General features: G+C 68.2%; 22 protein-coding genes and 4 pseudogenes. 12 read left to right on the top strand and 14 right to left on the bottom strand.

Annotated elements, in window-relative coordinates:
• Positions 1 to 25: 25 nt before the first annotated feature.
• The gene (locus tag ACFYX3_RS40045; protein WP_389024806.1) at positions 26 to 1,804 is read right to left on the bottom strand and encodes a JmjC domain-containing protein; all 1,779 of its coding nucleotides are present in this window, start codon (positions 1,802 to 1,804) and stop codon (positions 26 to 28) included.
• Between the two features lie 26 nt (positions 1,805 to 1,830).
• Positions 1,831 to 2,142, bottom strand: a complete 312-nt coding sequence (locus tag ACFYX3_RS40040) for a hypothetical protein (RefSeq protein WP_389024804.1) — start codon at positions 2,140 to 2,142, stop codon at positions 1,831 to 1,833.
• A gap of 31 nt (positions 2,143 to 2,173) precedes the next feature.
• On the opposite strand from ACFYX3_RS40040, the gene ACFYX3_RS40035 reads away from it, so the two are divergent.
• A complete protein-coding gene (locus ACFYX3_RS40035; protein ID WP_389024802.1) occupies positions 2,174 to 3,079 on the top strand; it encodes a glycosyltransferase family 92 protein in 906 nt (301 codons plus the stop codon).
• 373 nt (positions 3,080 to 3,452) lie between these two features.
• Here the strand turns inward: ACFYX3_RS40035 and ACFYX3_RS40030 are convergent, their stop codons facing one another.
• A complete protein-coding gene (locus tag ACFYX3_RS40030; RefSeq protein ID WP_389024800.1) occupies positions 3,453 to 3,701 on the bottom strand; it encodes a hypothetical protein in 249 nt (82 codons plus the stop codon).
• Between the two features lie 299 nt (positions 3,702 to 4,000).
• On the opposite strand from ACFYX3_RS40030, the gene ACFYX3_RS40025 reads away from it, so the two are divergent.
• Positions 4,001 to 4,821, top strand: a protein-coding gene (locus tag ACFYX3_RS40025; protein ID WP_389024798.1) for an IS5 family transposase whose coding sequence is annotated in 2 segments (ribosomal slippage) — positions 4,001 to 4,351 and positions 4,354 to 4,821 — 819 coding nt in all. Because the reading frame shifts where the segments join, the coding sequence is not laid out codon by codon here.
• Here the strand turns inward: ACFYX3_RS40025 and ACFYX3_RS40020 are convergent.
• Both ACFYX3_RS40020 and ACFYX3_RS40015 read right to left on the bottom strand, forming a co-directional pair.
• A complete protein-coding gene (locus ACFYX3_RS40020; RefSeq protein WP_078095606.1) occupies positions 4,811 to 5,167 on the bottom strand; it encodes a hypothetical protein in 357 nt (118 codons plus the stop codon). The two genes, ACFYX3_RS40025 and ACFYX3_RS40020, sit on opposite strands and share 11 nt — an antisense overlap.
• Before the next feature lie 71 nt (positions 5,168 to 5,238).
• Positions 5,239 to 5,607, bottom strand: a complete 369-nt coding sequence (locus tag ACFYX3_RS40015) for a hypothetical protein (RefSeq protein WP_389024795.1) — start codon at positions 5,605 to 5,607, stop codon at positions 5,239 to 5,241.
• Between the two features lie 636 nt (positions 5,608 to 6,243).
• Between ACFYX3_RS40015 and ACFYX3_RS40010 the strand changes: the two genes are divergently transcribed.
• A complete protein-coding gene (locus ACFYX3_RS40010) occupies positions 6,244 to 6,402 on the top strand; it encodes a hypothetical protein (protein ID WP_389024793.1) in 159 nt (52 codons plus the stop codon).
• Positions 6,403 to 6,430: 28 nt separating this feature from the next.
• On the opposite strand, the gene ACFYX3_RS40005 is transcribed toward ACFYX3_RS40010, so the two are convergent.
• On the bottom strand, positions 6,431 to 6,610 hold the full coding sequence (locus ACFYX3_RS40005; RefSeq protein ID WP_389024791.1) for a hypothetical protein: 180 nt from the start codon (positions 6,608 to 6,610) through the stop codon (positions 6,431 to 6,433).
• A 232-nt stretch (positions 6,611 to 6,842) separates the two neighbouring features.
• Between ACFYX3_RS40005 and ACFYX3_RS40000 the strand changes: the two genes are divergently transcribed.
• The 3 genes from ACFYX3_RS40000 (at position 6,843) to ACFYX3_RS39990 (ending at position 8,544) form a co-directional block, all read left to right on the top strand.
• Positions 6,843 to 7,385, top strand: a complete 543-nt coding sequence (locus ACFYX3_RS40000) for a winged helix-turn-helix domain-containing protein (RefSeq protein WP_389024789.1) — start codon at positions 6,843 to 6,845, stop codon at positions 7,383 to 7,385.
• Complete coding sequence (locus ACFYX3_RS39995; RefSeq protein ID WP_389024847.1) at positions 7,301 to 7,867, top strand: transposase; 567 nt, start codon at positions 7,301 to 7,303, stop codon at positions 7,865 to 7,867. Before ACFYX3_RS40000 ends, ACFYX3_RS39995 begins: the two co-directional genes overlap by 85 nt.
• A 158-nt stretch (positions 7,868 to 8,025) precedes the next feature.
• Positions 8,026 to 8,544 (top strand): pyridoxamine 5'-phosphate oxidase family protein, encoded by a 519-nt coding sequence (locus tag ACFYX3_RS39990; RefSeq protein WP_389024787.1) that lies wholly within the window; start codon positions 8,026 to 8,028, stop codon positions 8,542 to 8,544.
• Between the two features lie 30 nt (positions 8,545 to 8,574).
• Here the strand turns inward: ACFYX3_RS39990 and ACFYX3_RS39985 are convergent.
• Positions 8,575 to 8,691, bottom strand: a pseudogene (locus tag ACFYX3_RS39985) (AAA family ATPase); the annotation flags it as partial.
• A 357-nt stretch (positions 8,692 to 9,048) separates the two neighbouring features.
• Here ACFYX3_RS39985 and ACFYX3_RS39980 point away from each other — a divergent pair.
• Positions 9,049 to 9,597, top strand: a complete 549-nt coding sequence (locus tag ACFYX3_RS39980; RefSeq protein WP_389024785.1) for a DUF4262 domain-containing protein — start codon at positions 9,049 to 9,051, stop codon at positions 9,595 to 9,597.
• Between the two features lie 431 nt (positions 9,598 to 10,028).
• On the opposite strand, the gene ACFYX3_RS39975 is transcribed toward ACFYX3_RS39980, so the two are convergent.
• The 6 genes and pseudogenes from ACFYX3_RS39975 to ACFYX3_RS39950 all read right to left on the bottom strand — a co-directional run bounded on the left by ACFYX3_RS39975 (position 10,029) and on the right by ACFYX3_RS39950 (position 15,361).
• On the bottom strand, positions 10,029 to 11,039 hold the full coding sequence (locus ACFYX3_RS39975) for a hypothetical protein (protein ID WP_389024783.1): 1,011 nt from the start codon (positions 11,037 to 11,039) through the stop codon (positions 10,029 to 10,031).
• 322 nt (positions 11,040 to 11,361) lie between these two features.
• Positions 11,362 to 12,359, bottom strand: a pseudogene (locus ACFYX3_RS39970) (IS5 family transposase).
• A 53-nt stretch (positions 12,360 to 12,412) separates the two neighbouring features.
• Positions 12,413 to 13,213, bottom strand: a pseudogene (locus ACFYX3_RS39965) (serine/threonine-protein kinase); the annotation flags it as partial.
• 126 nt (positions 13,214 to 13,339) lie between these two features.
• Positions 13,340 to 13,903: pseudogene (locus ACFYX3_RS39960) on the bottom strand (SPFH domain-containing protein); the annotation flags it as partial.
• Between the two features lie 267 nt (positions 13,904 to 14,170).
• Entirely contained in the window at positions 14,171 to 14,542 is a 372-nt protein-coding gene (locus ACFYX3_RS39955; RefSeq protein WP_389024781.1) for a hypothetical protein, read from the bottom strand.
• A gap of 246 nt (positions 14,543 to 14,788) precedes the next feature.
• Positions 14,789 to 15,361 (bottom strand): TetR/AcrR family transcriptional regulator, encoded by a 573-nt coding sequence (locus ACFYX3_RS39950; protein WP_389024779.1) that lies wholly within the window; start codon positions 15,359 to 15,361, stop codon positions 14,789 to 14,791.
• Between the two features lie 96 nt (positions 15,362 to 15,457).
• Here ACFYX3_RS39950 and ACFYX3_RS39945 point away from each other — a divergent pair, with 96 nt between their 5' ends.
• From ACFYX3_RS39945 to ACFYX3_RS39925, 5 genes are all read left to right on the top strand, one after another.
• Positions 15,458 to 17,029, top strand: a complete 1,572-nt coding sequence (locus tag ACFYX3_RS39945; RefSeq protein ID WP_389024777.1) for a carboxylesterase/lipase family protein — start codon at positions 15,458 to 15,460, stop codon at positions 17,027 to 17,029.
• A 265-nt stretch (positions 17,030 to 17,294) separates the two neighbouring features.
• Positions 17,295 to 17,735 carry a MarR family transcriptional regulator gene (locus ACFYX3_RS39940; protein ID WP_389024775.1) on the top strand — a complete coding sequence of 147 codons (441 nt, stop codon included), beginning with the start codon at positions 17,295 to 17,297 and terminating at the stop codon, positions 17,733 to 17,735.
• Between the two features lie 165 nt (positions 17,736 to 17,900).
• Positions 17,901 to 18,254: a hypothetical protein gene (locus ACFYX3_RS39935; protein WP_389024774.1), complete on the top strand. Its 354-nt coding sequence runs from the start codon at positions 17,901 to 17,903 to the stop codon at positions 18,252 to 18,254.
• Positions 18,255 to 18,433: 179 nt separating this feature from the next.
• Positions 18,434 to 18,916: a winged helix-turn-helix domain-containing protein gene (locus ACFYX3_RS39930; protein ID WP_389024845.1), complete on the top strand. Its 483-nt coding sequence runs from the start codon at positions 18,434 to 18,436 to the stop codon at positions 18,914 to 18,916.
• The gene (locus tag ACFYX3_RS39925) at positions 18,913 to 19,440 is read left to right on the top strand and encodes a transposase (RefSeq protein WP_389024772.1); all 528 of its coding nucleotides are present in this window, start codon (positions 18,913 to 18,915) and stop codon (positions 19,438 to 19,440) included. The genes ACFYX3_RS39930 and ACFYX3_RS39925 overlap by 4 nt, the downstream gene beginning before the upstream one ends.
• A 32-nt stretch (positions 19,441 to 19,472) precedes the next feature.
• Here the strand turns inward: ACFYX3_RS39925 and ACFYX3_RS39920 are convergent, their stop codons facing one another.
• Entirely contained in the window at positions 19,473 to 19,973 is a 501-nt protein-coding gene (locus ACFYX3_RS39920) for an SUKH-4 family immunity protein (protein WP_389024770.1), read from the bottom strand.
• Between the last annotated feature and the right edge of the window lie 201 nt (positions 19,974 to 20,174).

Here is a 20,174-nt window from a genome sequence, read left to right as displayed (position 1 = left end):
ATGGGGGGAGGGAGGACGGGGGAGGTCACCGCAGCCGGGGTCCCGCGACCCAGGCCACCAGGGCGCGGCGCAGCCCCTTGGTGACCGGTGTGACGCAGTGGTCGACCAGGGACGGGAAGACCAGCACCGAGCCGCGTTCGCGCGGCAGTTCGGCGGTGTCGAGGCCGAACATCCGCAACCTCCCGCCCTCGTACGAAGATGGATCGGACAGCTGGACGATGACGGTGATCTTCCGCGGGGAATCGGCTTGGTCGTGGCTGTAGTCGTTGTGCCGGTGGAAGTGTCCGTTGCCGGGGAGGTACTCGACGTACTGCGGAGCGCGCGCGATGCCCGACAGATCGAATCCGTAGGCGGTCCGTGCGGCCTCGCGTGCCACGGACTCGACCAGCCGGTAGATCCACTCGGTGCGCGGCCCGTTCGGCACGTGTCGGGTAGCCGCTCGCCGATGACCGGGATGCCCGGCCTCGTCTACGGTGGTCGGTGCCGTCAGCGGAAGATCGCGGCAGGCGGCGATGAGCTCGTCGCATTCGTCGGCGGTGAGGCGCTTGCGCAGGCGCAGCCAGCCCAGGTGGTGGCCGGCCGAGGGGGCGTCGTCCCGGACCAGGGTCAGGTCGCGGGCGGGCCGCGCGGCCCGCGCGGGCGGCATGGCCTGGGCGGGCGGCGCGGGCGGCGCGGTCTGCGCGGGCGGCGCCGGCACCGCCGCAGCGCTCTCGACCGGCCGGAAGAGGTTGTGCCGTACGAGGATCCGGGTGAGTTCGACGGCGTCGTAGTGCTGACCGACCGCCGGGAGTTCCGCGGGCGTGAAGGACTCCGCCTTCGCTACGTGGTCGACGACTGGCTGGAGGCGCCCGTCGAGGCGCAGGGTGCCGCCGGGGAAGGTCAGCCGCGCGAGCCCGTACTCGCTGTCGGACTCGCTGGGCATCAGCCGCACTCTGCGTACAACGGTGTCCGGCGCGATCGCGGTGGCTGCGGCGTCCGCGGTCAGCTGCCCACCGGGCAGCGGATCGAGCCCGGCGATGCACCGTACGCGGCGTTCCCGCAGGTACGCGGGGACGTTAAGGTCCGGGAGCCGGGGCGGCGCGGACCCAAGGCCTTCGGGACCGGTGACCGGGCGGCGGAAAAGTTCGTGGGCGCGCAGCATGTCCGCCATGGCGTCTGCCCAGGACAGGGTGTGCAGGCCGAGCGTGAGGTGCAGCGACGCGTCGTCCGTCGTGTGCGCGACATGAGGGAAGCCGTGGGGGACCGACAGGACGTCGCCCGGCTCCAATGTCGCGGAGACGAGCGCTTCCGGCTGTCGCAACCCGGACGCGAACACCTCCCACCGCTTGCTGCCGTGCAGTTGGACGACGAGCACCGAATGGTCGTCGTGGTGGCGGTCGAAGCCCTGCGCGCGCGGGGGAGTGAGGTACGCGTTGGCGCTCACTGGCTCGGCGGGGACCACGCCGAGCTCCAGCAGGTCGAACTCGATGCCGCGGCACAGCTCGCCGACCGGGGAACAGCGGCGGGCCAGGGAGGAGAGCAAGAGCGTCGCGCCAGACCGGTAGGCGGTCAGCACGTGCCGCCCCGGGGCCCGGTCGGCGCGGTCGGGGACGACCGGCCGCGCCCGGCCCTCCTGTACGACGCTGAGATCGGCGCCGCCGCCGCATGCGAGCCGCTCAAAGTCCTCGACAGTGAACAGCCGCCCGACCAGCGGAGCGGCCGCCCCGCGCAGGAGCAGCGCCTCGCGTTCCCAATTTGTACGGAGGAAGGACATGACGTCCTGGGTGCCGAGGACCGCGGCCAGCCCTCGCTTGTTCGTGTCCACGGGCGATCAGTTCCGGGTGGCGCCGCTCAGCAACTCGGCCCGCCGACGTTGGACGCGCAGCCCGTACAGGCCGTGATCATGCCGAAGCTCTGGTTGTCCAGCTCGATGTCGACGGTCTGGAGGGAGATGGACATGACCTCCTCGGGCGGCGACACGTCGTCGTCGGCATCGCCCTCGGCCGAGGCGGAGGCCGGATCGGTCGGCTCGGTGCGGCGGCTGCGGACCTCGATGGCCACCCGGTCGCCGTCCTCCAGCTCCACGCGCGGCGTGTCGGCGCCTTCGAACACCTCCACCACGATTTCTTTGCGTGGCTGGGTCATGTCGACGTTCTCACACATGGTGCACTCCTGACTGTTCAGCCAAGTCGGGATGAAGGGGATATCGGTGCAGAAGAGTCTTCCTAACAGCGGTCTGAATCGCAGTCAACGAATCGCCGGGCCGAACGAGGAGGAGTCACCCGAACGGAACTGTCCACTGAACCTCGCCATCGGATGCGTATTTCGCGACGAGGCCAGGTTCCTAAGGGAGTGGATCGAGTTCCACCGGTTGATGGGCGTGCAGCGCTTCTACCTGGTGGACGACCGCAGCGACGACGACTACCGGGACGTGGTGGGGCCATACGTCGACGAGGGCGTCGTCCAGGTCTTCGAGAGGCCCTGCCCACCGGCGTACACGGGGCGCCGCTGGATCCAGTACCAGCACATCGTCCTGGGAGAACTGTGCCGGGAACTCCGCGGCGTCACACGCTGGCTGGCCCTCGTCGACGCCGACGAGTTCCTCGTGCCGACCGCCGCTCCCACCGTCCTGGACTTCCTCGCGGACTACGAGGCGGCGGGAGCGGTGCACGTGGAATGGCGCATGTTCGGAACGTCCGGCGTGCGCCGGCTGGGCGCCGGGGAACTGCTCACCGAGCGCATGTGCAGGCGCATGGCGACGCGCCCGAATCCGGGGAAGTCGGTCGTCAAACCGCACCGGGTCGCCGAGGCGGGGATCCACCGCTGCGCACTCGAACCCGGCCACGCCTACGTCAGCGCACCGGCCGACCCGTCACCCGGACGCGGCGGCATGCGCGTCCACCACTACTGGACCCGGGATGAGGAGTTCCTCCTCGCCACCAAACTGCCCCGTACGGCGGACGTGAAGGGCTGGGAGCTCACGCCGGAGGCCGTCGACTTCCACCGCACGGCCTACGGCGACGTTGAGGACCGGCTGATCGAGCGCTTCCTGCCGGGCCTGCGCGAACGGTTGGGTCACCACCGGACCCCCCGCACGTAGCCGGCAGCGCTCGGGTGCCCCGCGTGGGCGGCCGAGCGCATCATGTCGCCGGCCTCGCGGAACCGTTTCCGCGCCACAAGATTCCGGTGTTGCGCGAGTCGAGGGCACTGAGCACCTCACCCACACCGACGCCTGGGCGGACACCCCAGCGTTCGTGACGCCGGAATAGTTCTGCGCGCAGGCCGGGACCGAACCCGCCGCCGACGTCTTCACGCTGGGCGGGTCACTCGCGTACGCACCGAGCGGTTCGGGCCCGTTCGACGGTGGCAGCCCTCGCGCGATCGCGTGGAACACCGTGCACGAGGAGCCCGTACGGAACCCGGGACAGAACCCCGGCACGAACCGATCGACCGCCGCCCGGCCGAGGACCCGGTCACCAGAGCGACCCCGACGGCGCTACTCGCATGGCTTCCTGCAGGATCTCAAGCCCCTCTGTCAGGTCCTCGTCAGTCACGGTCGGCGGCAGTACCAGCTTGATGACCTCCTCATCGGCCGAGCCCCACGTCTCCACGAGCAGCCCTCGTTTGAACGCGCCGCGGCTCACCGCTGTCGCCCGCCCGGTGTTCAGGGCAGGGTGTGTGAGGCACCCCGTGTGTGGGAACGGTTTGCGGTTGCCGGTCATCGGGAGGATCTCGGTTCATCGGCGACGGGCGTCCGTGGTGGCACGGGTCAGCACGGCCATGGCGTTGACGCCGCGGGAGCGCTCGCCGCGGTACCGCTCGACAGCGCGCTCCGCGTCCTCACCGACGGCGGCCAGGATCTCCTCGACGAAACAGAAGGGGCAGCCGCGTTTCAGCCGCGCGGCGATGACGGGAAGGCGTTCCCCTCGCGTCCGGACAGCGACGAATCCGATGCTCGACCCCTTGGGCTGGTTCTCTTAAGACGTCGTTTCTTATGGCGTGATTGTTCGTTGATCCGTGCATGACGGATCTCGTGGAGCGACTGGTGCCGGACGAGTTGTGGGCACTGTTTCGGCGGGTGGTGCTACCGACAGTGGTCACGCGTCCGCAGGGCGGTGGCCGGCGTCGGACAGGTGACCGCGAAGCCCTGGCCGCGATCATCTTCGTGGCGACCTCGGGCTGCACCTGGCGACAGCTGCCGCCAGTGTTCGGCCCGGCCTGGCCCACGGTCTACCGCCGGTTCGCCCAGTGGAGCCGGGACCGGGTCTGGGCCAGGCTCCACCGCGTCATCCTCGATGAACTCGGGAGGCGGGGCGAGCTGGACTGGTCGCGGTGCGCGATCGACTCGGTCAGTCTGCGGGCGGCAAAAGGAGGCCACTGACGGGACCGAATCCGACCGACCGCGGCAAGCTGGGATCGAAGATCCACCTGATCTGCGACCGGAACGGACTGCCACTGTCCCTGGGCATCTCCGGCGCGAACACGCACGACAGCCAAGCCCTGGAGCCGCTCGTGCGCGGCATCCCGCCCATCCGGTCCCGCCGCGGGCCCCGGCGCCGGAGGCCGGCGAAACTGCATGCGGACAAGGGCTATGACTACGACCACCTGCGCCGATGGCTCCGCGAGCGCGGTATCCGCCACCGCATCGCCCGCAAGGGTGTCGAGTCCTCACAGAGGTTGGGCCGCCATCGCTGGGTCGTCGAGAGAACCGTGTCCTGGCTGGCCGGCTGCCGACGGCTGCACCGACGCTACGAACGCAAGGCTGAACACTTCCTCGCCTTCGTCGGCGTAGCCGCAGCCCTCATCGGCTACCGCCGCTTGGCCAGCCTTCTCACGGCCTGAGCCGGTTCTGCTGTACGTCGAAGCAGATCAGTCCCATGGACTCCGCGACGGCCGCCGCGTAGGCCGACGCCTCCTCGGCCATGCTCCACCGCATGGGGAAGTAGATCAGCGGACCGCTGGCCTCGCCGATCAGCGGCCCGGTTGACCAGGGTGAGGTGTCCTCCTCGTCCTCGGTGAGGTCGCACCACCGCTCAAGCAACGCGGCCACGTAGGCCGCGATGCGCTCGGACGGAGGCTCTTCCACCTCGCTGTCGATGTAGCGGTCGTACAGGTCGTCGAAGACCCGGCCGGCGGTCTTGTCATCCGCCGGCCTCTCGCCTTCCCAGACAGCAAGGTCGTAGCTCATGCCAGGAGGCTCTCATGCCGCTCTGACAGCCATAAGAAACAACGTCTTAGGGTGCGGCCCGTTTGCTGCGGTCAGCCCGAATGCGCGGCGCCGCGGACGTACCACGGGTCGGCGTTGTGGGGGAGGAAACCCTTGGTGCCGTACTCGTCAGAGATCGAAATGGAGAGGTACACGCTGCACGTCTGCCCGGTGGTGGCGCCGGGGTAGTCGAGCCTGATGCCCGGCGACTCGTCGGGGAAGGTGTCGAACACCCAGATCGCCGGACCCGTGTGAAAGCCGCTGTCAGCCTGCCCGCAGCCCGCCCCGGGCTCCGGCACCTGCTCCAGCGCTGCGGAACCGTCCGCCCGGACCGTCAGACGCCCACCATCCGAGGCCGACCAGACCCCCTCCACGTCACTGACAGTGAGCGGCGGACCGTCATGGTCTTCGGCCAGGTCCATGAGGAAACCCGTCAGCGCCGCAATGGCCAATCCCCCTGCGGCAACCGACAACCAGACGAATCCCCGTGGCCGAGTAGTCACTGAGACCCTCTCTTCAGACAGGGTGCTCTGGGCGTCTCCCAGTTCCCTGAGTTTTCGCCTCAATCATGATCCAGGCATTGCCCAGAGGGAACCTGGCAGCGGCTGCTGGGCGGCGAGCTACTGGGCTTGCTCGGCTCAGGTCCTGGCGCGGAAGCCGGCCGACGGTAGCCGATCCGGCCTGCGGGACGTACTGAGACAGCGGGTCGACGAGGGGCAGCACCGGGCGTGGCCCGGTGCCAGAAGGCCGGTCACCTCCGGCGCCGGTGAAGTACCCACTGACGTAAGGCGAGGCGCCTACGGCCCGCCGGCCGCAGACGCCTCATTCCTGTTGATCGTGCTCACCGACACCACCGCGGTAGATTCCAGCGATCACGTGTTGCGACGATCACTGGAATCCGCCCCCCCGTTCGGGGGCGCGGCCATGTCCACCACCGGGCGCCGGTCACTCGTCACGGTGGACCCGGGGGGTTCGAAGACGCCCCCGGGCGGGCCATGGCTGGGCATGATGAGCATGTGACGAGCTATGTGCCCTCCCCTGAAGAAGTGACCGCCGCGATGACCGAGAAGGGCGGGTGGACGAGGAAGCAGCTCGCGGAGTGGGGAATCCCGTCTCCCCCGCCGCCGGGCTGGCGCAAGTACCTCGAGGCGAAATGGCGCGGCGAGGACGTCCCCGACCTGCCCCGGGACGAGCCCGACCAGGACGCCCTCTTCTAGTCGCATCCCACCGCGAGGGGCCGGTCTGTCACCGGTTCGGGATCACGCCGTCCATGAAGTGCTCGAGGTGGTCCCGGCAGTTACGGCGCCCCTCAAGCGGAGGCAGCCCGGCGGCCACGCTCGCATGCCAGATCGTCTCAACCATGATCCCGGCCGCCTCGTACCATTCCTCGTCCCTGCTGAACCGGACCGCCGCCGCGCGGGCCATCGCACCGGCGGCCCTCCTGGCAGCCACGGCGACTGGTGTCTTGGGGCCAGTGAGTTTGGCAGCGGTGTCGTATGTGAACGGGTACCGGCCTTGGGTGCGGATACTGACTTCGGCTCGTCAGGGTGAACCTTCGCGAAGGCCCTGACGGGTCTGGAGCGGTGGCTGTATCCGGTGGTGTGTGAGATATGCGGATGGGGGCGGGCTGACCGCCGCGGGCCGTGAGCGTCGGGAAGTGGTACGGATCCAGGCGGCCGAGCTGTTCGAGCGGGGAGTCAAGGCACCGGAGGTCGCGCGACGACTGCGGATGAGCCCGAAGTCGGCCTACCAGTGGCACCAATTGTGGCGGGAGGGCGGGGCCGGGGAACTGGCCTCCCGCGGCCCGAGCGGATCTCGATGCCGTCTGTCCCCGCGCTGCCTGGAGAAACTGGCCGTGTACCTGGAACAGGGCCCAGCAGAACACGGCTGGGTGGAGGACCAGGTGTGGACCGCGGCGCGGGTGGCCACGCTGATCGGCCGGAAGTTCCACGTCTCCTACAGCGTCTCGGGCGCCACGAGGCTGATGCACCGGCTCGGCTTCAGCCCGCAGGTCCCCGCGCGGAAGGTCGCTGAGCGCGACGAGCAGGCCGTCACCGCGTGGAAGGAGGCGACCTGGGCGGAGGTAAAAGAGCGCGGGCGGCCTGCGGGGGCTACATCTGCTTCGAGGACGAGGCAGGCTTCACCCGCCGGCCACCCAAAGGACGCACCCGGGGCCGACGGGGCCGCACCCCTGTCGTGACGGTCAGCGGCCGTCGCTCGGGACGTCTGTCGGTGGCCGGGCTGATCGCCATGCGGCCCGGCTCCCGTACCCGGCTGTGCCACCGTCTGCGATCCCATCCCGCGGGCAGAGGCAAGCGCCGCAGCATGGGCGAGCGCGACTTCATCGCGCTGATCGACGGCGTCCACCAGCTGGTCAAGGCGCCGATCGTGCTGGTCTGGGACCGTCTGAACACCCACGTCTCCCACGCCATGCGCGACTTGATCGCCGAACGTGCCTGGCTGACGGTGTTCCTGCTGCCCGCCTACTCGCCGGACCTCAACCCCGTGGAGTGGGTCTGGGCACACGTCAAGCGCAGCCTGGCCAACCTCGCCGTGGTTGCCCTCGACCGGCTCGAGGCCCTCGTCCGCAACCGGCTCAAACGCCTGCAGTACCGGCCCGAGACCCTCGACGGCTTCATAGCCGGCACCGGCCTGACCCTCGACACCCCAACGTCACCCTGACAAGCCGAAGTCAGTAAGCGACAGCGTCTGTCGATGACTTTGGGTGATAGGCGGTGGTCAGCGGCTGAGGGGGTGGAGACGGGTTTCGATGGCGCTGCCGAGGGTCATGGCCGTCCGGCTTGGAGAGTGTGCTGGGGCAGGGTGTGGGATAGTTGATCATGCCTGTGACCAATCCGTGGCTGGCCGGCCCGTCACCGAAGCAGCGGCTCGATCGCGAGCGGCTGGAAGAGCGAGTACTCAATCTGCTGTCGTCGCAGAACATGTGTGTGATCGCGACGGCGGGACCGGAAGGGCCGCTCGCGACGCCGGTGCGGTACTTCCACCTTGATTTCGCGGTGATGTTCTCCACTGCCGCCGGTTCGCCGAAGATGAGGAACCTTGCAGCGGATCCCCGGGTGTCGGTGGGGATCTTTGCTCCGCTGGTCGGGCAGGCCAGCAGCCGAGGTGCCCAGCTTTTCGGTCAGGCTCGCGTGCTGTCCGAGACCGACCCGGACTTCGAGCACTACTGGCCGGCGTTCCGCTGGCAGTCCGACCATGCCGAGCGGTCGCGTTCTCTCGACGAACCACCGTCGGGCCCGCTCGTCGTGATCGAGGCCGAGCGGATCGTCTATACCGAGCACTGGCTGCGGCGCGAGGGGTTCGCGCCGCGTCAGTTCTGGACCCGAGCGGACACGTAGTCGGGATCCTTCGGTCGGCTGCCAGAACAGTCAACCAGTCTTGGCGGGCTCCTCGGCTCGGGCTCGGGTGCTGGCGAGGCGGTAGGAGTCGGTGCCGGTCTCGATGATGGTGCCGCTGAACGTGAGCCGGTCGACGATGGACGCGCAGCGGCACGACCAGCACTTTTCATCAGAGACACCTCGAGATGCCCTGGCAAGAACCCCGATGCCTCCCAAACTCAGGCTCTGGCACAACTTCTGTGGAGCCACACCACCCGGGTTTGTGTCTGCCTCAGGTCAAGCCGCTGACCGGCCGTTTCCCGGCGTACTCCGGCCTCGGACACCGAGCTTCGACTCGACACCACAGAAGTTGTGCCAGAGCCCAAACTCATCGACAGGTGACGTCGCTACTGGGTTCTGGCACAGGTTTTGGGGAGTCGTTGCGGAGGGTGATGACGTGGTTCGGTTGAGAGGGGTCCGAGCCCCGGTTGGTCGATGTGGATGCTCGCCTCGTACTCTCCGTGCATGACTGATGATCCGTTCCAGTGCAGGTGTGTCCTCTGTCATGACTATGGCGACCGGGACGGGGCGGACCGCGTGGATCTGACGGTCATCGAGCATGTGCAGCAGCACGGATGGCACGTCGTGATGGTTCCCGAAGACGAGATCGGTCCTGGATTCGCCTACACGATCGGCCTCGCGCACACGTACGGCGGGCCTGAGCTCGCCATGTTCGGACTTGACATTCACGTCATGTACCGCTTGCTCAACACACTCGGAGAGAAGTCTGCCGCGGGCGAGGTACTGGCGGACGGCCAGAGCCATCCTGATGTCGTCGACGGTTATCGAGTCGCGCTCAGGCAGGTTGATCGCGGCTGGTACCGGACTTTCTTCGGACGAGCCCTCGGGTTCTACCGGAAGCCTCCTCTGCCCGTGCTGCAAGTCGCGTGGCCCGATGCCGAGGGCCGCTTCCACTGGGATGAGCAGGCTGGCCAGAGGCATCGCGAGTCACAGCCTCAGGCGTGGCTGCCTCCGAGTGACCACCCTGCCGGGATCTGGACGACCGAACTCTGATCTCAAGGGGCAAAGGGCTGTCCCGCAAACGCCGGCCGGACACACCCATGCGAGGGGCAGGGGCATGCCTGCGACTTGCTTACCACCACGCTTACGATGGCTTCTCCCCGCTCGCGCGGGGATGGTCCCGTCATCATGGCCGAGGACACCGTCTCCGGATTCTGCTCCCTGCTCGCGTGTGGATGGTCCCGCGGCCGGCAACGCGGCGACGGTGGCCTTCACTGCTCCCCGCCCCCGTGGGGATGGCGGTGTTCTAGGGCCTGTTCTGGGTTCAGATCATGGTGTGCTGATTCGCCGCGCGAGGCATTCGTGGCCTGGTAGAAGTCCGGTGTGGCGCGTGGTGATCTGACTGATGGCTAATGGGAGTTGATCGAACTGTCCCTGCCGGTGGGTGAGCGTTGGGCCGGATCCCGACCTGCGCCGGCAGTTCGCTAGTCGGCCGGGGCCGCTGAGGCCGGTGCGTCTGCGCGGGCCGTCTCGGTGGGTGGGGCCTCCGAGGTCGCCGCGGTGGCGCAGACGGGGCGGGTCCGGGCGGAGTAGGAGCGTGCGGCCGTGAGGAGGGCGAAGCCCAGGCCGCCGAAGGCCATTCCACCGAAGGCGGCCAGCCAGAGAGTCCCGGAGAGGGTGGCGCCGAAATCCGTGTCGAGTTTGGGGGCCGGCAACACTCCGAGGGCGGCGAGCGGAGCGTAGATCACCAGGAGGACCCCGTACACCGACAGACCGAACGCGGTCAGCCAGGCCGGGATCAAGGGCAGCAGACGCGGTACACGGCGCCCGGACAGGATAAGCGTCCAGCGGGGAAACACCCGCCCCCACGGGTACATCAGCCCGGTCAGGAGAAAGAATCCGAGTCCCGCGGCCAGCACAGTGACATCGATGCCTACCTCGGCGAGCGCCTTCGCTACCTCCGATCCGCCGGAGTTCGACTCCTTCCACTTCTCGGCCGTGATGCCGAGCGCGTCACCGCCCAGCGTCCAGATGGTCTTTACTCCGGCCCACGGCAGCATCCCGCACATCAGCAGGTAGGCCAGCCTCCTGGTACGCGGGGAGGCGGTCGAGGCACTGGGATGGACGAGTGGGGCATCATGGCCGCCCGTGTGCTTCTGCCCGCAGCGCGGGCAGGCACCAGCCAGCCGTCGGCGGTACGACAGAGCGACGAGGACGAGGAGAGCAGTGAGGGCCGAACTCAGCAGCATATGGGCCAGGCCGGTGGCGCTCTCCAGCCCTGAACCGGAGGCCAGGGTGACGAAGTAGCCCGGCAGGCCCGTCGAGCCCATCGCCAACACCGGGGTGGCCAGGACGAGCGCACCCCCGATCGCTATCCGGCCAGGCTGGGCCACCCGTCGCCTGGTGGCCCAGCAGGCGACACCGGCGGCAATGGCCAGGCTGGCCAGGATCAGCTGGGCGATCGGCGAGTAGGGGGTGTGCAGGGTGAAGGGCACCGTGGTTCCCGTCACGGCCCAGGTGGCCTCGACGATGACGTACACCGCGCAACAGGTCACAGCGGCGGCAGGCGCCCACTCAGGCCAACGCCGCGACCAGCCGGTCCAGCCGGGTGTCGGGGCGAGGGGTGCTGTCCCCTCATGTGTCTGTGTCCTTGCGGGGATAGCCACCGTGACCTCCGGCTTCCGTGATCCTGACAATTCATGCTCTGCCGGGTCGGTTTCCGGTCGCGTCAGCCCTGCGGACCATTCCCCTCCCCCGCGCGGGGGAGGGGGCGGCTCGGTGGTCTACATACTGGACAGGTGGCGCGATTCCCCTGGATCACGAGGTGGGTTGGAGGCTGCGGAGCCAGATCACAGCCCCGCGCAGGTGGAGCCCGGCGAGGTAGCTCTCGGGAGTCTTGTCGTAGCGGGTGGCGAGCCCGCGCCACGCCTTGATCTTGTTGATGCAGCGTTCCACGCTGTTGCGACCTTTATAGAGCTCGGTGTCGTGCGAGATGGGACGCCCACCCCCGCGGCCCTTCTTCTTGCGGTTGGCGGCCTGGTCGCTCTTCTCCGGGATGACGGCCTTGATGTTCCGTTTACGCAGGTGGGCACGGTTGGCGCGAGAGGAGTACGCCTTATCGCCGGCGACCGGGTCGGGCCGGGTACGCGGGCGGCCGACGGGGCCGCGGACCTTGATCTTGTTCAGGACGGGGACGAAGCGGGGACTGTCGGCCGCCTGACCCTCGGTCAGATCGAAGCGGAGCGGGCGGCAGCGCGGGTCAGAAGCGAGATGGACCTTGCTGGTCAGGCCGCCGCGCGAGCGGCCCAGCCGGGCCGCCTTCAGGCGGGCCTGGTGCCTGCGCCGGATCCGCCGACGCTCCTCGCAGTCCGGATCAGTATCACCCTCCATGGCTACGACCTGCGGCTTCTGTTCCTTCCGGCGGCCCTCCTTTGCCTTCCCGGCCGTCTCCTCCAGGGAGGCGAGGGCCTCCTCGCCGACCGCCATGACCGCAGCGTCGTGATGGGCGCGGGTCACCGTGGAGTCCACACTGACCAAGGACAGCCCCACCTGCCCGCGCCGGGCCGCCTCGGTGATCATCCCGTCCATCAGCGCCTGGAGAACACCTGCGTCGCGCCACTGGACGAAGCGGTTGCAGACGGCCTGCCAGGCGCCGAACTCCGACGGCGTCTCCCTCCACTGACTACCCGAACGGAACCGCCAGACCACAACGTCGAACTGCTTCTGTAGATGCTCCGGACACGGACCGGACCTGCCTATCGGGAGGAATCCTCCATCAACTCCCACTCATCGTCCGTCAGTTCCGTACACGCCATACCGGGCTTCTACCAGCCGAGGACAACCTTCGGAGAGGCAACCCGCATCTTGATCACGACTCGAGACAGGTCCTAGGGGCGTTGTAGAGGTCGACCATCGTGCGTACGGGAGGCGGCAGCCAGTCCTCGGATGATGAGTCGTTCTGGGAGAGCTGTTCGAGTACCTCGGTGGGCGTCGGGCGCCCGTCGGGGTCATGGTCGAGGCACCGCGTGATAGGGCCGACGAATCGAGATGGCAACAGGCCGAGGGCGGCTTTCAGGGATCTACCGTTTGTGAGCGGCATGGCTCCCGCGGCGTGGCATAGCACCATGCCGAAGGCGTACATGTCCGTGGCATGCGTGACCGGTGCGCCGGTGAGCTGTTCCGGAGCGAGAAACCCCGGTGTGCCGATGACGTAATTGGTACGGGTGAGAGCGGTGCTGTCGAGGGCTCGGGCGATGCCGAAGTCGATGATGCGGGGACCTGAGCTGGAGATAATGATGTTGCTGGGTTTGAGGTCACGGTGGATGATGCCGCAGGCATGGACGCGCTCGAGTGCTTCGGCGACGCCGAGGGCGAGAGTATGCAGGGTCCTTGTGGGCAGAGCCCCGTGCTGACCGAGGACGTCGTGCAGTGACGGGCCGGGGATGTACTCGGTGGCGAGCCAGAGCGGGTTGCCGCGGGAGTCAGCGTCAACCACCGGCGCGGTGTGGAATCCGCCGACAAGACGAGCGGCTTCGATCTCGCGGGTGAATCGTTCCCTGAACATCGGGTCCGCGGCGAATTCCGGCCGGATGACTTTGACCGCGACCAGGCGCTGCCCTGGAGACCGGCCGAGATAGACCGTGCCCATCCCCCCTTGACCCAGCAGGGCCGTGAGGTGGTAGCGGCCGATACGGCGAGGATCGTCCTGCCGCAGCGGCTGGTGTCCGGGTGCGGAGCCGGCCTGGACGGGCGACCGTGGTGTGCTCCGCGTCGCTCTGCTCCCGCCGACGGGGCCGGCGGCATGCCTGTCCGGGGCGGCGCGCTTCGGTTTCTCCATCGAGCCCTGATTCGAGGCGGGTGGTGCGATCGACTTGAAGTCGACGCGGTGGACGCGGATGCCCCAGCGTGTGGTGGTCTCGTCGAGAACGCCGCGCAGGGCCGCGGTGATCTCCCCACGGGAGGCCAGGGTCCGTTCCAGGTCCATGCGGCCGACGATGCTGCGCAACCTGGTGACAGTGAGTTCCTCGATCGCCTGGATGAAGTTTGTGACTTCGTAGGTGGCGGCCCTCGCGTCGGTCACCTGGTAGGAGATGGCAGTGTCGATGTCAACGACCAGGTTGTCCTGCGTGATCATCTGCTGCGGCGGAATCGTAAGGACCTGTTCACGCAGGTCAAGCCGGATACGGACGGTGTCGATGAGCGGGACGACGATGTTCAGGCCGGCATTGAGGGTACGGGTGTAGCGCCCGAAGCGTTCCACGACTGCGGTGCTGGCCTCCGGAATGACATGAATCATCTTGACCAAGACGATGAACACAAAAACCACCAGAATGATCAGGACAATGATCATTGCGTCCACGGCGGCTCCCCCCTGCCCCTCTGCTTTCCCTGCACCGACGTCAGATCGCGCCGCGCAGGAGTCTTCCAGATCTATCCCGTGAGTGGGCTCGCGTTCACCGACAGGGGCACATGTGCCCGTCTCCGCGGTGAGTGCTGAGACGGAGGTTGCTGACGGCCAGGCGCACCGGACGGGCTGACTGTCGGTGGTGCGGGCAGCGACTACCGCAGCCAGGCGAACGCGTCGGTCGACGCCAGGAGTGGCTTCGTTCGCTTCTAGGCCCCGCCTTCAAAGGGATCTCGCCCAGATAGGGAACGTCGCCAGGCTGACCGCCGCTTCGCCGACTCCTCTGCGGTACACGGGCACGATCCATCGCTCGACGGCAGACGGATCCTCACCGCCTGTCAGGTGAAGCGCCTGGCCGACCTCCAGCACAACTACCGGCAGAGACCCCTCATCAACGCCGAGCTCTGGGCCAGCAAGATCGCGCTGGTGCTTCAACAGCATCCGGATGGCCTGAGCACCCAGCAGCTGGCCGCAGCGACCGGACTCGACACCCTCCAGGTTGAGCACGCCATCGCCTGGCAGCATGAACGCCGACGAAGTGAAGACGAGCCGGCCCCGCCGCCACCGATCCAGCCGATGGCGAGTGATTCTCATACGAGGTGGTCTACAACGAGCCCGGGAGACACGCTCGACGAGCTCGAACGGGACATCGAGCATGGACGGACACGGAACCCATGGCCGCGTGGCATGCCGCCGATAATTGGAGCTCTTCAACCCGGCCACCGATCGGGTGACATGGGTGGCTGACATAGAGCTCCGAGGACACCCCCGGCGAACGATCCTTCGCGCAGCTGGAGTCCTGGCGACTGCTCCGACGAGCCAGATGCTCCCCCCGGGGAGTCAGCGTGCTTTTTCGGCCAGTGCCCGGATGCCTTGGAGTACTTCGGCGGCGGTGGGGGCGGTGGAGGGGTCGCTGAGGCACTGAAGCATGACTCCTGACATGAGGGCCAGCTGGACGGTGCCGAGGGTACGGACGGAGGTCGGCTCTACCGCTTCCTCGGGGACGCCGTCGAGGATGGCTGCCATGCCTCGCCGTCCCTGGGTGGTCCCGGCGATCAGGGCGGCTCGCAGGTCGGGCTGCCGTTGGGCCTGCATGAACAGCTCCACGGAGGCCAGCCACAGGTCGGGGTGCGTGCCGAAGTCGTCGATCAGGCTTTCCCAGACGCGCTCGAAGTGTGCCCGGGACGATCCGTCGGTGTCGGGGACGAGCGCCCGGCCCATGGCGTCGCCCCACTCGTCGAGGATCTCGAACAGGGCCTGGTTGAGCAGGGCTTCACGTGAGCCGTAGTGGTAGCCGATGGCTGCCGTGCTCACGCCGGCGGCCGCGGCGATGTCGCGTACGGCGGTGCGGTCGTAGCCCTTCTCCCTCAGGCAGGCCTTGGCGCCGATGAGCAGGGCTTCGCGGTTTCCCATGTCTGGAGCCTACCGCTTGGGTGGAACGATCGTCTGACACGATCGATCTATACAAGCGTATTGAACGATCGTGCAAATCTGTGTAGTGTCCACGCCATGACACAGACCCGGAGCGCCTCCAAGACACTCACCGCCGCCGCGCTGACGCTGGCAACCCTGGGCGTGGGCCTGGGAATCGGCCTGGTCGACACGGCCCAGGCGGCAGCGGGCCTCGATGCCGGCACGGTCGTCGTCACCACCGGCGGTGCCGTGAGCGGCACCGCCGACAGCGACGGCCTGCGCAGCTTCCAGGGCATCCCGTACGCCGCACCGCCGGTGGGGAGCCTGCGCTGGGCCTCACCGCACCCCGCCGCGCCCTGGGACGGCGTCCGTGAGGCGACAGCTCCAGGAGCACCCTGCCCGCAGCCGAAGGGACTGCCCATCGGTACGCCAAGCGAGTCCGAGGACTGCCTCTACCTGAACGTCACCACCCCGGCGCCACGGACCGGCAAGCGGCCGGTGATCGTGTGGATCCACGGCGGCAGCCTGATGTTCGGCAGTGGCGACCTCTACCGCCCCGAGCGGCTGGCCGCCCAGGGGGCGGTCGTCGTGACGGTGAACTACCGTCTCGGCGTCATGGGCTTCCTGGCCGACCCCGCGCTCAAGACCTCCGGAGGCCTGGGCCTGGAAGACCAGCAGGCCGCACTGCGATGGGTCCGCGCCAACGCCGGCGCCTTCGGCGGCGACCCGGCCAACGTAACGGTCATGGGCGAGTCCGGCGGCGGCTACAGCGTCTGCGACCACATCGCCTCCCCGAAGTCCGCCGGGCTCTTCGACAGGGCCATCGTCCAGAGCGCACCCTGCTCCACCGGTGGCACCCGAAGCAGACAGGAAGCGGAGAGGGAGGCGAAGACCACCCTCGACAACCTCCGCAAGCTCGGAGCATGCACGCTGCACGAGCACGCCGCCTCCTGCCTGCACCGCGCGGACGCGGCCACGCTCATGAAGGCGTACGGAACCTGGAACGAGCCGCGCCCGGTTGCGGGCACGGAACTCATGCCCCTGACCCCCGCCGAAGCTCTGCGCACGGGACGGTTCAACCGCGTTCCCGTGCTCGTCGGAGTCAATCACGACGAGGAACGCGGCATGATCCTCGGCCAGGAGCTCATGCTCGGCCCCATGCCCGCCGAGGACTACGAGCGCACGATCCGCGCAGAGTTCGGTTCCCGCGCTGACACCGTGCTTGCCCGCTACCCGCTGAGCCGCTTCGGCTCGGCAGGCGAAGCCCTGGCCACAGTACGCACCGACCACACCTGGTCAGTCCCCACGCTGGATACCGCCAAGCTGCTGTCCCAGTGGGCACCGACCCGCATGTTCGAGTTCAGCGAGCGCAACACCCCGTGGTGGGCCAGTACCCAAACCCCCAGCTTCGCACCACGCGCCCAGCACATGGCCGAGCTGCCCTACCTCTTCGACTTCAACACACCCCTGTTCGAGGAACTGCCCGAGAACCAGCGGACGCTCGGCGACAGGATGACGCGTACCTGGGTGAACTTCGCGAAAGCCGGGACCACCAACTGGCCGAGCTTCCGCAACGGCGGATACGTGCAGTCACTCACCGCAGGCCCGTGGAAGCGCGCGGACTTCACCCAGGACCACGCCTACACCTTCTGGAAGAACCTCCACTGACCCGCCCGACACAACAGCCCCAACACAACGCCCCCATCCGCCGCGCCTGCGGAACGATCCGTCCAGGCCGAATCCAAAGGGCCCCACCGCACCGCACGCCCACCGCGGACCACACCGCAGCCAGGCCCCGACACACCTGCCCCGACAGACACCGACCAGCCCGCGCGATCCGGCCCCGCGCCAGCCCCCACAACACCTCACGGCCCGCGCCATGAGCCCCTCCGATCCACCCGCACCCACAAGCAGAACCGAGAGGACACCCACCATGACCAGCACCACACCCGCCGCCGACGCGCAACTCCTGGGCCTGGCCCACTACGCCGCCCGCGGCGTCCTCGAACACGTCCTGTCCCGACACGGCATCACCTTCACCCAGCACATCGTCCTGCGCGCCGCTACCACCAAGCCCCCGCAGACCCCGGAAGACCTCATCACCCAGGTCCACACCTCCCTCAAGATCAACCCCGACGACATCCGCACCGTTCTCGACGAACTGCGGTCCAGCCAGCTGCTCACCGCAAACGGCCGACACCTGGGCCCCACAGCCCCCGCGCGCGAACTGCTCACCGCGATCGCCGTCGACGTTGCCCCCGTCGCCGCACGCATCTGGGGCGGGATACCCGCCGAGGACCTGGCCGCCGCCGGCCGGGTCCTGGCCCTGGTCGCCGACCGCGCGAACACCGAACTTGCGACGCTGACCGCCTGATCCAGCCTTCCTGTCCGGCGTGGACGCCGACCCGCGGCGCCCACGCCGAGCAGGCCATTGGCGCCTTTTGCCGGTTGATCCGGTCGGTCGGGAGCGACCGTCGGCCGACGCCGGTGGTGTCAGCGACAGCTCGTAGGGTGCGCTGGTATTCGACGAGGAGGTTCCATGGGCTCTTCCGGTCATCTGGTCTTTGCGCGCAGCGGGCGCCTACTGCTGGAAGCACCCCTGTTCAACAGCACCGATCCAGGGCTGAGGGACCACGTGTACGAGTGGCGGCCACGACCGCGCGGCTGGCAGACCCTGCAGTTGGAACGACGCATCTGGGAGGACGATTACCAGTCCAGCTTGGTCGAGTGGACCGGTGCACCGGCCTGCGTCGCCGACCTCTCCGACAGGAGCGTCGCCCTCGTAACAGGCCTGGACACCAACGGGCACCGCTGGCAGGCATGGCTCAACCTGCACAACGCCGCTGCCCTTCTCGTCGAGGAGCCGGAGGACGTGGACGACGTGAGCTTGTGAATTGCCACCCCCGAGTTCGGAGAAGCCATCGGACACAAGCGCGCTGAGCTACTGAACTTGAATGGGTGACGTCGGGGCGGTTCGCCTGACAGCGGCCTGCTCGCTCCGGTAGCTCCTGGGGAGTGAGATACGCGCAGGGCGGTGGGCTGACCGACGCCGAGAGAGCCGCGCGGGAGTGAATCCGGTTGCAGGCTGTCGTCCGCTTCGAGGTCGGGGAGAAGAACCGCGAGGTCGCCGCCGCGCTGCGGGTGAGCGAGCGGTCGGTGGAGCGGTGGCGTCGGGCCTGGCGCGAGCGCGGCGAGGCCGGGGTCCTGTCGCATGGTTCTCCGGGGCGGTCGCGGCTCAGCGAAACACAGATCGTCAGACTGGAGCGGGAGTTGGAGCGTGGCCCGCTGGTCCACGGCTGGGCGGACCAGCGGTGGACGCTGGCGCGGGTCAAGACGTTGATCGGCCGGCTGTTCCACGTCTCCTACACCGTTGAGGGCACGTGGCGTTTGTTGAAGCGGCATGGCTGGAGCTGGCAGCAGCCGGCCAGGCGGGCCATCGAGCGGGACGACGATGCGGTCGAGGTGTGGAAGAAGGAGACCTGGCCGCGGGTAAGAGGACCGCGGCGGAGCGCGGTGCCTGGATCGTTTTCGAGGACGAGGCCGGACAGTCGATGACTCCGCCGCGTGCCAGGACCTGGGGCCGGATCGGACAGACCCCGGTCGTGAGGGTGCGGGGCCGGGGCTCCGGGCGAGTGTCGATGGCGAGCATGGCCTGCTTCAAGCCGGGCCGGCGATCCCGTCTTATCTATGCGATCCGAGAGTACCGGGGCCGCAAGGACGAGCCGAAGGGCTTCGGTTGGCGCGACTTCCGCGACCTGGTCGTCCGCGCCCGGATCCAGCTCGGGGGCCCGATCGTGCTGGTCTGGGACAACGTCCGCCTCCACCTGACGATCGGCATGAAGGAGTTCATCGAGGCGAACGCCGAGTGGCTGACCGTGTTCCAGCTCCCGGCCTACGCTCCTGACCTCAATCCGACCGAGGGCATCTGGGCGCTGGTGAAGCGTGACCTGGGCAACCTGGCCGCCGCGGACCTCGGTGAGATCACCAGGGCTGTGAAACGTCGGCTCAAGAAGATCCAGTACCGCCCCGACCTCGTCGACGGCTGCATTGCTGCCACTGGCCTGAGCCTGGACGACTGACCGGCGTCGGGAACTCATCCGGATCACGTATCCTAGTCCGGATAGTCTCCCATCGCCACGTCGTCGCAGAACGTCTCCCAGAACCCGTTGTCCGCGAGAGCGGTCTCGTCGATGCCGGTGACGAGACCGCGCAGCTCTTCAGCCGCTTCCCCGTACCTCTCCTCGTCGCCCTCCGCATAGAACGGGAAGCGTGCGATCACGGTCGCGACGCACCGGTTGAAGGAGTCGAGGTCGCGGTTCACGTGTTGGGTCGCCGATGACTCGACGCTGGGGATCTGCACCACGTGACCACTGGACACGTCGACGGCGATGCGTCCGAACAGGCCACTCGTCGCGATGGCGACCAGCCCCCGTTCGCCGATCCCTCCGAAGTACGCCGGCTGGCTCAGCGGCCGGTACTCGTATCCGATCAGCCCGCCTGGGATGCCGGTCTCCCTGAGGCCGGCAGCGATCTGGGTGGGTACCTCGGGTGGGACCTCGGCGGGGACCAAGACGAACTCGGGCTTCGGCAACTGCGGCAGGGGCTGGCTCACGGGAGGATCCTCTCCCGACGGACTGCCCGGCAACACCCATGGGCCCGCGGGAGGGACGACTCATGCCGAGCGTCCAGCCCCGACATCACGCATTCAAGTTCAGTAGCTTGACTCTGTCGGTGATCTTGGAGTTTCCCGGTGTGCCGGCCTGGTCAGTGGGCATGCTCGGGCTGATCGAAGACCGTGTAGTTGTCGAGGTGT

This window comes from Streptomyces sp. NPDC002463 (assembly GCF_042889835.1).
GTDB classification, from domain to species: domain Bacteria; phylum Actinomycetota; class Actinomycetes; order Streptomycetales; family Streptomycetaceae; genus Streptomyces; species Streptomyces nymphaeiformis.
Note: the sequence above shows the minus strand (reverse complement) of the source record. Positions and strands in the feature narration are given on the sequence as shown.

What these genes read in the sequence shown, in the direction of transcription:
- ACFYX3_RS40040 (WP_389024804.1), bottom strand. Translation starts at nt 2,142, where the DNA reads ATGTGTGAGAACGTCGACATGACCCAGCCACGCAAAGAAATCGTGGTG.
- ACFYX3_RS40035 (WP_389024802.1), top strand. Translation starts at nt 2,174, where the DNA reads ATGAAGGGGATATCGGTGCAGAAGAGTCTTCCTAACAGCGGTCTGAAT.
- ACFYX3_RS40030 (WP_389024800.1), bottom strand. Translation starts at nt 3,701, where the DNA reads ATGACCGGCAACCGCAAACCGTTCCCACACACGGGGTGCCTCACACAC.
- ACFYX3_RS40020 (WP_078095606.1), bottom strand. Translation starts at nt 5,167, where the DNA reads ATGAGCTACGACCTTGCTGTCTGGGAAGGCGAGAGGCCGGCGGATGAC.
- ACFYX3_RS40015 (WP_389024795.1), bottom strand. Translation starts at nt 5,607, where the DNA reads ATGGACCTGGCCGAAGACCATGACGGTCCGCCGCTCACTGTCAGTGAC.
- ACFYX3_RS40010 (WP_389024793.1), top strand. Translation starts at nt 6,244, where the DNA reads ATGACCGAGAAGGGCGGGTGGACGAGGAAGCAGCTCGCGGAGTGGGGA.
- ACFYX3_RS40005 (WP_389024791.1), bottom strand. Translation starts at nt 6,610, where the DNA reads ATGGCCCGCGCGGCGGCGGTCCGGTTCAGCAGGGACGAGGAATGGTAC.
- ACFYX3_RS39990 (WP_389024787.1), top strand. Translation starts at nt 8,026, where the DNA reads ATGCCTGTGACCAATCCGTGGCTGGCCGGCCCGTCACCGAAGCAGCGG.
- ACFYX3_RS39980 (WP_389024785.1), top strand. Translation starts at nt 9,049, where the DNA reads ATGACTGATGATCCGTTCCAGTGCAGGTGTGTCCTCTGTCATGACTAT.
- ACFYX3_RS39955 (WP_389024781.1), bottom strand. Translation starts at nt 14,542, where the DNA reads ATGAGAATCACTCGCCATCGGCTGGATCGGTGGCGGCGGGGCCGGCTC.
- ACFYX3_RS39950 (WP_389024779.1), bottom strand. Translation starts at nt 15,361, where the DNA reads ATGGGAAACCGCGAAGCCCTGCTCATCGGCGCCAAGGCCTGCCTGAGG.
- ACFYX3_RS39945 (WP_389024777.1), top strand. Translation starts at nt 15,458, where the DNA reads ATGACACAGACCCGGAGCGCCTCCAAGACACTCACCGCCGCCGCGCTG.
- ACFYX3_RS39940 (WP_389024775.1), top strand. Translation starts at nt 17,295, where the DNA reads ATGACCAGCACCACACCCGCCGCCGACGCGCAACTCCTGGGCCTGGCC.
- ACFYX3_RS39935 (WP_389024774.1), top strand. Translation starts at nt 17,901, where the DNA reads ATGGGCTCTTCCGGTCATCTGGTCTTTGCGCGCAGCGGGCGCCTACTG.
- ACFYX3_RS39925 (WP_389024772.1), top strand. Translation starts at nt 18,913, where the DNA reads ATGACTCCGCCGCGTGCCAGGACCTGGGGCCGGATCGGACAGACCCCG.